This is a genomic window from Acinetobacter lwoffii, assembly GCF_024129735.1.
GTDB classification, from domain to species: Bacteria; Pseudomonadota; Gammaproteobacteria; order Pseudomonadales; family Moraxellaceae; genus Acinetobacter; species Acinetobacter lwoffii_H.
The window spans coordinates 1-11,213 of sequence record NZ_JAMXXK010000073.1; the positions used below are offsets into that span (position 1 = coordinate 1).

9 protein-coding genes are annotated in these 11,213 nt (G+C 44.7%); 7 read left to right on the forward strand and 2 right to left on the reverse strand.

The genetic code is table 11. The annotated features are described in order from the left end of the window. Positions 1-159: 159 nt before the first annotated feature. Positions 160-405 (reverse strand): SlyX family protein, encoded by a 246-nt coding sequence (locus NI469_RS14740; RefSeq protein WP_004278477.1) that lies wholly within the window; start codon positions 403-405, stop codon positions 160-162. 33 nt (positions 406-438) lie between these two features. Here NI469_RS14740 and NI469_RS14745 point away from each other — a divergent pair, with 33 nt between their 5' ends. Beyond that, on the forward strand, positions 439-2,343 hold the full coding sequence (locus NI469_RS14745) for an ATP-binding cassette domain-containing protein (protein ID WP_005107953.1): 1,905 nt from the start codon (positions 439-441) through the stop codon (positions 2,341-2,343). 107 nt (positions 2,344-2,450) lie between these two features. Continuing rightward, positions 2,451-3,386 (forward strand): LpxL/LpxP family acyltransferase, encoded by a 936-nt coding sequence (locus NI469_RS14750; protein WP_253175610.1) that lies wholly within the window; start codon positions 2,451-2,453, stop codon positions 3,384-3,386. A gap of 323 nt (positions 3,387-3,709) precedes the next feature. Here NI469_RS14750 and NI469_RS14755 read toward each other — a convergent pair whose 3' ends face one another. Beyond that, positions 3,710-4,840, reverse strand: coding sequence for an endonuclease/exonuclease/phosphatase family protein (locus tag NI469_RS14755; protein WP_253175611.1), 1,131 nt, complete (start codon positions 4,838-4,840; stop codon positions 3,710-3,712). A gap of 188 nt (positions 4,841-5,028) precedes the next feature. On the opposite strand from NI469_RS14755, the gene asd reads away from it, so the two are divergent. The 5 genes from asd to truA all read left to right on the forward strand — a co-directional run bounded on the left by asd (position 5,029) and on the right by truA (position 11,065). Further along, positions 5,029-6,147: an aspartate-semialdehyde dehydrogenase gene (asd, locus tag NI469_RS14760; RefSeq protein ID WP_004647391.1), complete on the forward strand. Its 1,119-nt coding sequence runs from the start codon at positions 5,029-5,031 to the stop codon at positions 6,145-6,147. 120 nt (positions 6,148-6,267) lie between these two features. Next, positions 6,268-7,854, forward strand: coding sequence for a FimV/HubP-related protein (locus NI469_RS14765; RefSeq protein ID WP_253175612.1), 1,587 nt, complete (start codon positions 6,268-6,270; stop codon positions 7,852-7,854). 66 nt (positions 7,855-7,920) lie between these two features. Then, positions 7,921-9,237, forward strand: a complete 1,317-nt coding sequence (locus NI469_RS14770; protein ID WP_253175613.1) for a fimbrial protein FimV — start codon at positions 7,921-7,923, stop codon at positions 9,235-9,237. Positions 9,238-9,283: 46 nt separating this feature from the next. Continuing rightward, the gene (locus tag NI469_RS14775) at positions 9,284-10,252 is read left to right on the forward strand and encodes an asparaginase domain-containing protein (RefSeq protein ID WP_253175614.1); all 969 of its coding nucleotides are present in this window, start codon (positions 9,284-9,286) and stop codon (positions 10,250-10,252) included. 15 nt (positions 10,253-10,267) lie between these two features. Then, on the forward strand, positions 10,268-11,065 hold the full coding sequence (gene truA / locus NI469_RS14780; protein ID WP_004278489.1) for a tRNA pseudouridine(38-40) synthase TruA: 798 nt from the start codon (positions 10,268-10,270) through the stop codon (positions 11,063-11,065). Positions 11,066-11,213: the final 148 nt, after the last annotated feature.

Here is an 11,213-nt window from a genome sequence, read left to right on the forward strand (position 1 = left end):
GCTTGAAAATCATTTCAAAGCCTTTGATTTAGTGTTCTTTTATATCAATAATGGATTCGTTTAATGCCAGCATACTTTTTGAAACACCACCTTTTATTTTTCAATAAAAAACCCTTAGATCAGCTAAGGGTCATTATTGATTAAATCATTGGTTGCAAATTAATAATGCGGTGGTCGGTCTGCAACCGGATCAAATTCTGCAATGCCTTCAGACAGATCTGAAGACTCAACACGTTGATATAACAGCGTCATTTGCTTTTTCAGATCAGCAATTTCCAAGGTCTGTTTAGCCACCTGATCATTCAACTGTTCAACTAAATCGTCTAAAAATGCAATTCGCACTTGCAAATCTTCAATGGGTGCGGAAAATGACGCCTGATCATTTAGATTTTGTTGTTTAGTCATTTAAAGTCCTCATTGGGGATTTCAGGAAACATTATGGCCTATATTACCCTTAGGGATGTCCAACTTGCGTTTGGTGGACCCGCCCTGCTCGACGGCGCGAATTTTAACTTGGAACGCGGCGAACGAGTGTGTTTGATTGGCCGTAATGGTGAGGGTAAGTCTACCTTACTTAAGCTAATTGAAGGAAGTTTACTGCCTGACAACGGCGAAGTTTCATTACAAAACGGTATTACCATTTCCATGCTGGCACAAGATGTACCGATGGATTCAGGTAAAGTGGCTGATATCGTGGCAGATGGCGCCGGTGAAGCATCGGAAGTTTTGCGTGCTTATCATGCTGCCAGTGAAGCTTGTGTACTCGGTGACATGGACGCCTGTGATCTTATGGGCAACCTGCAACACAAAATGGATCAGCTGGATGGCTGGGCCCTGGAAACCAAGGTCAATTCGATTTTAAGCAAAATGGGCCTGGACCCGGATGCAGATCTTGCCGATTTGTCTGGTGGTCGTAAACGTCGTGTCTTGCTAGCACGTGCTTTACTTACCCAACCTGATGTCCTGTTACTCGACGAACCGACGAACCATTTAGACGTTGAAAGTATCGAATGGCTGGAAAAATTCCTGCTCGATCAAAATAATTTGACCCTATTGTTCATTTCGCATGACCGTGCCTTTGTCGATAGCATCGCCACCCGTATTGTTGAACTGGATCGTGGTCAACTGCGTAGTTATGAAGGTAACTATTCACGTTATCTAGACCTGAAAGCCCAGCAAATGGAAGCTGAAGAAAAGCAAAATGCGCTGTTCGATAAAAAGCTGGCTGAGGAAGAAGTCTGGATCCGTCAAGGGATTAAAGCCCGTCGTACCCGTAACGAAGGTCGTGTCCGTGCCCTAAAAGCATTACGTGAAGAATCTAGAGCACGTCGTTCGCAACAAGGTAAAGTGACGATGGCGACTCAGGATGCCAACCGTTCCGGCAAACTGGTGTTTGAAATTGAGAACCTCAGTGTGAAATTCGGTGACAATGCACCGATCATCAACAACTTCTCTGCACTTGTCCTCCGTGGCGACCGTATCGGTCTGGTCGGTGATAACGGTGTCGGTAAAACTACCCTCATTAAAGCCATTCTGGGCGAGCTAGAACATGGCGGTACGGTGAAGACCGGTACGCAGTTAGAAGTGGCCTATTTCGACCAGCTCCGTAATGCGCTGGATCTGGAAAAATCTGTTAAAGATAACGTCTCAGAAGGTTCTGACCACGTGGATGTGAATGGTAACCGTCGTCATATCTATAGTTATTTACAAGATTTCCTGTTTTCGCCAGAACGTGCCCGTACACCAGTCAAAGCTTTGTCAGGTGGTGAGCGCAACCGTATCCTGCTAGCGAAACTGTTGCTGAAACCATCGAACCTGATTGTGATGGATGAGCCAACCAACGACCTGGATATGGTGACTTTAGAGTTACTGGAAGAGATGCTGGGTGGCTACAAAGGCACCCTACTGTTGATCTCGCATGACCGTGCCTTTATGGACAACGTGGTAACATCCACTTGGGTCTTTGATGGTAAGGGCAATATTGACGAATATGTTGGCGGTTATCAGGATTATCTTGAACAACGTCCGGATCAAACCGTGGTTGACCAAAAAAGTGCCGTGAAAAAAGCCATGGCCAAAGCAGAAGCCGAGACTGCGCCGGCCGCTGCCAAAAAAGTTAAACTCAGTTATAAAGACCAACGTGCACTCGAGCAACTTCCAGCTGAGATGGAAGCGCTAGAAAAAGAGCAGGTCGAGATCAATGCACAACTGGCTGATGGCTCTTTATTTGTCACTGATTCCGATAAAGCATTGAAACTTTCTAACCGTTTATCCGAAATTGATGAGCTGTTACTGGAAAAATTAGAGCGCTGGGAAGAGCTGGACAATCTAAGTAACGGCTAAATATTCCCCGAGCTTTTACTCAAGCATCTGTATTCGTACAGATGCTTTTTTATTTCAATAATCTTCTCTGTTAGACTGCACTTAATCTTTTGGCCCTATATTGTTTTATGAGTACTCAGCCTGCATATCAACCCGGTGAATTTCAATGGTCATTCCTGTTACCTCAATACTGGGGCAAATGGCTGGGCATTATTTTCCTGATGATTCTGGCGATCTTACCTTGGGCTATTCAGCATCGTCTAGCGTCCCTGCTGGGCCAGCTTTCTTTCAAATATCTAAAATCACGTCGTGAAACCACACTTCGCAATCTGGAAGTCTGTTTTCCCGAATGGTCTAAAGAGCAGGTACAGGACAATGCCCGTCAGGTATTTATCGATCAAATGCTGGGTGTGTTTGAGACACTAAATGCCTGGTACAGTCCGAAATGGTTTCAGGGTCGCGTCAGTATTGAAGGGCTGGAACATATTCAAAAGGCACAAGCTGCAGGCCAAGGCATGCTTTTATTAGGCACGCATTCAACCTTGCTGGATGCTGGCGGTTATCTCTGTGCACAGTATTTTGACCCAGATGTGGTTTATCGTCCGCAGAATAATCCGCTTTTGGACATGCTGATTTACCGTTGTCGTGCCACGATTTATGCCAATCAGATTGATCATGATGATATGCGCGGTCTGGTACGTAACCTGAAAAATGGCCATGCGATCTGGTACAGTCCGGATCAGGATTATGGTTTAAAACAAGGCGTGATGGCACCTTTTTTTGGCGTGCCTGCGGCGACTGTAACCGCACATCGCCGTTTACTGAAAATGACCAAAGCGGCTGCAATTCCTTTATATTTCTACCGTCATGGCGATATTAACAATCCGCGCTACCATGTGCTCATTGAACCGGCACTGGAAAACTTCCCTAGTGAGAATGAAGTTGAAGATGCCACTCGCGTGAACCGGGTGATTGAGCAGCAGTTGCGCATCGCACCGACCCAATATATGTGGTTCCACCGCCGTTTTAAGACTCGCCCTGAAGGTTATAAATCAATTTACTAAATCGATTTGATCACGGAATTTGAAGGGCTATAGCTTAAAATCATGTTTAAGTAATTGAAATAATTTAACCCGAGCTCTACATCCTGTAAAACTCGGGTTAATGAGGTTGTGCTTTCACATATTATAATTCGTTCTGCTTTTTTGTGATTTCCCTTTCAGCATCATATCCATGATGTTTTCATTCAGCTTCGTCTTCCTTATGAGAATATCCTTTCTCGACTCCCTGTGCTGATAAACCTAGAATACCCAGATTCCCAACCCCTGCCCATTCGCAAGAAGCGTAAACTGTTGTAAGCAATATCGTACACTTTTCTTCTAAAAAGCTAAGAGATTTTGCCCCCTTCTTTATATGCCAGAGCAACTTCATCAGTGACTATTTTTTCCTCTTTCTCTGCTTTCTGAATGCCCTCTTCAATGGCTTTTTGTGCTTCCTGCTCATCTTCATCAGTTTGTTCTAATTCTTCCTGAATATGCTCGAATACCCGACCGGTTTGCAAAACCAGAAAGACCGGAAAATGGTCAGAACCTACATGCGGTAAACGCTCCATGTGTACCAAGGCAAAATCGGTACTGTGAAAGACGTGATCCAGCGACCAGCGAAAAAAAGGATAATCTGCGTGAAAAGTATTCACATAATGACGCCCTACCCGCGGATCCAGCAGTCCACTAATGCGTTGAAACAGGCGTGTGGTACGTGACCAGGCCACGTCATTCAGATCGCCCATCACGATACAGCTTTCATCCAGATCTTTAATCTGATCACCGACAATCAGCAGTTCAGCATCACGCAAGGTAGAATCCTTGGCCTCGGTCGGACTGGGTGGTTTGGGATGCAGACAGTAGAGCTGTACCGCTTGTCCCGAACGTAAGATCACCGTGGTATGAATGGAGGGAATTTCATCACTCAGAATAAATTTAACCTCAGTTTCACTCAGTTCAAGCTTGCTATATAGATGCATGCCATACAGATTATCCAAAGGCACAGGCACGCGATAAGGATAATCAGCTTCAATCACTGAGAGTGCATTTTGCCAGTTTTGATCGGTTTCCAGGGTTAAAACCAGATCTGGCTGATGAATCTGGATCTGCTCGATCAGTAAATGATATTTGGTATTGGTAGTAAGTACATTGGAAACGACGAGGGAAATCTGACGTTGCGGATCCAGCTGATCCTGCTTGACCTGCTTGACCTGTTTTTTCCAGATAAAAGTATAGGGCAATACCATTTTCAGCTGATAGGCCAAAGCCGCCATCAGCCCTATAAAAAGTAGCTGATTCAACCAGTTCCAGGGATGATCAACCAGAAGAAAAAGAATAAAGGCGATAAAGCCCAATACCAGAATTTGTAAGCGTGGAAAATCCGCACCCCGAATCCACCATTCATCACGTGGTATCAGTGACCAAAAACTTAACCAAATGACAATGATTGCCAGAATTTGGATAACCCATATCATAAACTGCGCTCTTAATTAAGTTATTATTTTTTCTAAAAGAAAAATGACGTTATCAATTTTGTATGTATCATAAAGCAGATATTTCTCTCAAGAATATTGATGTTTTGATTGTGTAGCTCTTGCAGTTGGGTCCCTTTTTGGTACACTCGAATCCCTTTTGATTTTTTAACGCACCGAGGCAAAGTGACATGAAAGTAGGTCTGGTCGGTTGGCGCGGGATGGTCGGTTCCGTCCTTATGCAACGTATGGTTGAAGAGAATGATTTTGCTCATTTTGAGCCATTCTATTTCTCTACCAGTAATGCAGGCGGTGAAGCGCCGGCATTTGGCGGTAAGACCGCCCCAGCACTTATGGATGCATCAGACATTAACAGTCTGAAGCAAATGGATGTCATTATTACCTGTCAAGGTGGCGACTATACCTCTGAAGTTTTCCCGAAATTGAAAGCTGAAGGCTGGAATGGTTACTGGATTGATGCAGCATCAACCTTACGTATGGATGATGAAGCCATCATCGTACTTGATCCGGTCAACATGCATGTGATCAAAGATGGTTTGGTTAAAGGCACCAAGACTTTTGTCGGTGGTAACTGTACAGTTTCCTTGATGCTGATGGGCTTGGGCGGTCTATTCCAGAACAATCTGGTGGAATGGGCAACGTCAATGACCTATCAGGCCGCTTCAGGTGCAGGCGCGCAAAACATGCGTGAACTGATCAATGGTATGGGTTATTTATATAACAATACCAAAGAGTTGCTTGATGATCCGCGTTCTCCAATTCTGGATATCGACTCTAGAATTGCTGAATTACAACGTGGTGAAGGCTTCCCGTCTGCAAACTTTGGTGTGCCTTTGGCTGGTTCACTCATTCCTTATATCGATAAGCAACTGGAAAGCGGCCAGTCGAAAGAAGAATGGAAAGGTCAGGTCGAGACCAACAAGATTCTGGGCAATCAGCAGATCGTGCCAATTGATGGTCACTGCGTGCGTATTGGTGCCATGCGTTGTCACTCTCAGGCATTAACCCTGAAATTGAAAAAAGATGTACCTTTGGATGAAATCGAAGACATCATTGCACGTGCCAATGACTGGTCTAAAGTGGTTCCAAATACTCGTGAAGCATCCATGACTGATCTGACACCTGTTGCTGTAACAGGTACTTTAAGCGTTCCAGTCGGCCGTCTGCGCAAGCTGAATATGGGTAAAGAATATCTGGGTGCGTTCACTGTAGGTGACCAGTTGCTTTGGGGTGCGGCCGAGCCGTTACGCCGTATGCTGCGTATTCTGATTGATTATAAAAATGCCTAATATCCTTTGGATATAAAGCCAAAAGCCGATCTTTATTGATCGGCTTTTTTATGTAACTATTGCGTAAGTATTTTACAAAAAACAAACATCCCGTTAATCTATAATTTTCGCTATGCGATAATGACTGAGCTCACGATTAAGATGACTGTATATAACAAATTAAAGCTTGCCATTTTAGCCATTGTCGCTTCACAAAACATTTATGCGATTAATGTAGATCCGGTTCAGATTCAGTCTGCCCCTGGGGAATTACTCTATGCAGAAATGACTTTTCGGCAGTCTAATATCAATTTGCCGATTGAAGTCAGTCTGGCTTCACCTGAAGATTTAATGTCAATTGGTGCATCGCATCAGCCGCCTGGTCATCTAAACTTTTTTACTCGGCGTAGCAATAATGGCACCGGGGTCATTACTATTACTTCTTCTCGACCAATGACAGAGCGCGAGCTGAATATTATTGTCAAAATCAAGGAAGGCAATGCCGCACGGCTGCAACATATTCGTACGCCCTTACAAGCTAAAACCGATTTATTAAAAGCCAGTCTCAAACAGAATGAACGCCCGCTTGCACCAGTTGTCGTCGTCAGTGAAAAAGATATTGCACTCAACTTACCCGTAAGTAGTCATTACAGTACAACAGCTTCCACAGCCTTAAATAAGCCACCGGCTCTAGAAAAGCCGTTGGCATTGCAACGTACAGCACCACCAACATTATCGAACACTTCTATTCCTAAAACTGCATTTGTGCCAGCTGTAATGACATCAAGTCCAGCGATTCAGGCTCAAGCGATTGCGCCTGTACTGAAAAGCGAGGCTGTAACTGCACCCGATACTCAAGCCCCAGTTAAAACTGCAGCGGCGCTTTCAGACTCAGTAAAGACCTCACAAGCAACTCTTGCATCGCCGGCTCCTGTAGCAGCTTCAACTGCAAACAAACCGGCTAGTACGATGCCAGAAAATCAAAGCGCATCAGTACCAAATAAAGCAGATGTGCAGAAAGCTGTAGAGTCCCGTTCTGATCATCAAACAGCTTCCAGTGATCCATTGGTGAAGAAATTTGCTGAGGAGCAAGCCAGAAAATCAACTGGATCAGCCAATCCGGTGAAAACTCCAGCTCCAGTTACAACAAAAGCCTCACCAGTCAAAGCAACTCCGAATCAGACTCCACCTACTTATGTGGTTCAATCCAATGAGTCACTGTGGGGGATTGCTTCAAGAATTGCCGAACAGCAGCAGCGTCCTGTCAATGAAGTCATGCAACAAATTAAAAAAGACAATGAGCATGCTTTTATTGGAGGAAATGCCAATCGTCTACGTAAAGGTGCTGCATTGAACTTAAATACGACTCATCCTACACCTGCGCCTATTAAAGTCACTGCGGTAAAGCAAACCGAGCTACCGTCTAAGCCTACTGGCAAGACTAAATACCGCCTGAATCAGGCAGAAATGAGCCTAGTGGCTGAGAACCAGCGCGATTCCGGGCAAGTTTCTGCAAACCAGAACACAGAACGCAATCAAACATCAAAGGAATTGTCATTAAAAGTTATGACAGCCCGAGAAAAAACCGTTAAATTACAGAGAAACGTAACTGAATTAGAATTGGCACTCAATCAGAAGGATCACAGAATTCAGTTATTAAATGCGCGTCTGGCCCAGCTACAACAACAGCTCAAAGCCCAACAAGCAGATAAGAAGCCAATTAATTAAAAAGTTACACATGACGATTTATTGGGATAGGCGAACTTAAACTACTCTATCCCCAAGGGGTAAAACATGCTGATTTATGTGATTCCATTAGTGATATTGATCATCGTATTAATTGTCTTTAAAAAACGACAAGATGCTCAAGAATCAGATAAAGCAAAAACTAAAACGGTAAAAGCAAAAAAACCTGGTTCTGCGTCAAAAGCTGCCCCACAAAGAACCAAGGTGGTGGAGCCAGTCGGGGTCACAAAAAAATCAGCAACGCCATTATCAGCAGACACACGTAAGAAAATTGAGGGCCTGATTCAGGACCGTAATTTTTTTGCGGCCGAAGCACAGATTAATCAGGCACTGAATCGGGATAATTCCCAGCATGAACTCTATCTGTTGTTATTGGATATTCACATCTTACAAAAAGATGAGTTTGCGATTTCACAGCTGCTTAACCATATCCGTTCTTTGCATTTAGATGAGATTCTGGTACAAGCTGAAGCAAAACAGCGTGAATTTGAAAAATCTTCATCTGCTGTACAAGATACTATTGATTTTCCAAGTGCCCAGCCTAAAACTTCTTCTGCGCAGGAAGCTGCTTCAACTTCAGATGCCTTTGCCGATCTGGTTGCACCGGCCCCTTCAAATGAACTGGCATTTGAACAATTGCAGCAGGACTTTCAATCAAGCAAGCCGGCCCCTATTGCAGAACCTGTAGCAGATATTCAGCCACTTGAATTTAATTTTGAACCAAAGACTACTTCAGTAGTAACACCAAAAGCTGAAGAGGTTCCTGTACCTGCTGCTCCTTCTATAGATTTTGAATTTCAGAGTACATCTACAGATATTCAAACTACAGCAGTAACAGAAACGGCACCTGTCTTAGACTTTAAACTGGATTTGGAACAGCCTGCTCCAGTAGAAACAGCACCAACTGTGAGTGAAGAAATCAAGCCTCTAGATTTTTCATTCTCACTTGACACATCCGTACCAGCAGCTGAAAAAACTGCAGTGCCAGCGACTGAGTTTGATCTGTCTAGCTTGACAGTTGCAGCACCTGTGGCAGAGCCAGCTACACAAACTAATCTATCAGGCATGGATTTTAAATTAGATCATTTAGAAACCACGCCAGAAGCACCTGCTGCAACAGCGATGAGTTTCGATCTTCCTGCTACGCCAGCTCAAGTAGCCGTAGACCAGCATGATCCGCTGGTGCAATCTTTCCCGAAATTACTGGATGTTAATGAAGCAAGTCTCAACCTGGATCTTGCCCAGCAATATATTCAGCTCGGTGCCTATGCCGCTGCCCGTGAAGTTATTGCCGAGCGAGAAGCTGAATATACTCCTGAGCAACAACAACGAGCCGAGCAATTACTGAATCAAATCGCATCTTGATGCATTTCGATTTACACTAAAGCAGTCAATAATTGGCTGCTTTTTTATGATAAAAAATATTGCATTAATTTATATGGGCGGCACATTCGGCTGTGTGGGAGATCCTCTTGCACCGATGCCTGCTGATTTATTTATTCCAAAGCTCGAACAGATACTTGCAGAGCAATATTTCGTCGAATGTCACCATGCACCCGCGATTAAGGACAGTAGTGCCTGCACAGCAACCGACTGGTTGCAACTGGTACAGTTTATTCAGCAATTGCAATCGCGGCAGATCCAGCATTTTGTGATTATTCACGGTACAGATACGCTGAGTTATGCCAGTGCAGTACTGGCACATTTTATTGGAAACTCGGCGCATGTGGTACTGACCGGTAGCCAATATCCGCTGCTGAATGCTCAAGGCAATGAACAGCGTGAATTTAGTGATGCCCTAGATAACCTGAAATTTGCACTAGATTCCGTCAGCGAATGTAGCGCTGGGGTCTATCTGGCATTCCATCATCAGCTGCTACATGCGCAAACTGCACTGAAACAGCATACTACTGAGTTAAATGCCTTTTCCGGTCTTGAAGCCAATATCGCAATCCAAACCAGTCAAGCGTGTTATCAGATCGAAGCTGAAGATATTGCAAAAGCGGCTGGGTTTAACTGCATGAGCATCATGATGCAGCCGGTTGATCTGACCCAGCAGCTGAATAACCTGAACAACCTCTTGGCTCGACCACCGCATTTTTTATTTCTGCAAGGTTTTGGCACTGGCAACCTGGCGGTCAATGACGCCATGATTGCGCTCATTGATCAACTCTATGAGCAGGGCTGTATTTGCGTCTTAACCACCCAAGTGCCTTTTGGTGCGACGGATCAGCGCTATGCTATTGCCGAATGGGTGAATCACTGCAAAATTTTGCTGAATGAAAGTTATGGACATGCGGATCTGTATGCAAAAGCCCTGAAAATGTATTTACAATACGACACTGTAGAGCAATGGCATCGTCATTGGTACGATCAATAAGGTTTTGAGGTCATTATGCAGCGTTTTGCGGTGGGAATTGAGTTTTGTGGGATGCATTATAGGGGATGGCAGACTCAACAGCCGGGAGTTGCAAGCGTACAGGAAACCATTGAGAAGGTTCTGAGCAAAGTTGCCGATCAACCGATTAGCCTGCATGGTGCCGGTCGCACGGATGCCGGGGTACATGCGACCAATATGGTGGCGCATTTTGATACGGATGCCGTGCGTTCTGAACGTGGCTGGCTAATGGGCTGCAATAGTCAACTCCCTAAAGATATCTCGATCCAGTGGATCAAGGAAATGGATCACAGCTTCCATGCCCGTTTTAAGGCACAGGCGCGCCGCTACCGCTATGTGGTCTACAACCATCCTGTGCGCCCGGCATTGCTGCATAAACAGGTCACCCATGTCTATGCACCGCTTGATGTTGAACAGATGATATACGCCGCGAAAAAGTTTGAAGGCACGCATAACTTTGAAAGCTTCCGCGCCGCAGCCTGTCAGTCCAATCAGCCCGTTCGTCATGTCAGCCATTGCCGCCTGATTCAGCATGGTCAGTATCTGGTACTGGATATTCAGGCCGATGGCTTTCTGCACCATATGGTGCGCAATATCATGGGATGTTTATTGGAAATTGGTCAGGGCATGTATGCTGCCGATCATATTGATAATATTTTCGCGGCAGAAGACCGTAAAGCTGCTGGTGTGACTGCGCCAGCAGATGGTTTGTATTTTATTCATGCTGATTATCCGGCGCAGTTTGAATTACCTGAATTACCCTTAGGTCCGCACTGGCTGAATATGCCGGAATAGTTTTTAAATTTTTTAGAATATTTACCTCCCCTAACCCCTCCTAAAAGGAGGGGAATTCCCATTGCTGTCCCACAATTTTTCACAAGAGGAAGCTCATTTGAGCTTCCTCTTGTTTTATGGGTATTTTATCGGGTGAAAATAAAGCTTT

Bases quoted from the DNA above. Each gene is read 5' to 3' on its own strand.
- NI469_RS14755 (WP_253175611.1), bottom strand. From the start codon at position 4,840: ATGATATGGGTTATCCAAATTCTGGCAATCATTGTCATTTGGTTAAGT.
- NI469_RS14750 (WP_253175610.1), top strand. From the start codon at position 2,451: ATGAGTACTCAGCCTGCATATCAACCCGGTGAATTTCAATGGTCATTC.
- asd (WP_004647391.1), top strand. From the start codon at position 5,029: ATGAAAGTAGGTCTGGTCGGTTGGCGCGGGATGGTCGGTTCCGTCCTT.
- NI469_RS14765 (WP_253175612.1), top strand. From the start codon at position 6,268: ATGACTGAGCTCACGATTAAGATGACTGTATATAACAAATTAAAGCTT.
- NI469_RS14770 (WP_253175613.1), top strand. From the start codon at position 7,921: ATGCTGATTTATGTGATTCCATTAGTGATATTGATCATCGTATTAATT.
- NI469_RS14745 (WP_005107953.1), top strand. From the start codon at position 439: ATGGCCTATATTACCCTTAGGGATGTCCAACTTGCGTTTGGTGGACCC.
- truA (WP_004278489.1), top strand. From the start codon at position 10,268: ATGCAGCGTTTTGCGGTGGGAATTGAGTTTTGTGGGATGCATTATAGG.
- NI469_RS14740 (WP_004278477.1), bottom strand. From the start codon at position 405: ATGACTAAACAACAAAATCTAAATGATCAGGCGTCATTTTCCGCACCC.
- NI469_RS14775 (WP_253175614.1), top strand. From the start codon at position 9,284: ATGATAAAAAATATTGCATTAATTTATATGGGCGGCACATTCGGCTGT.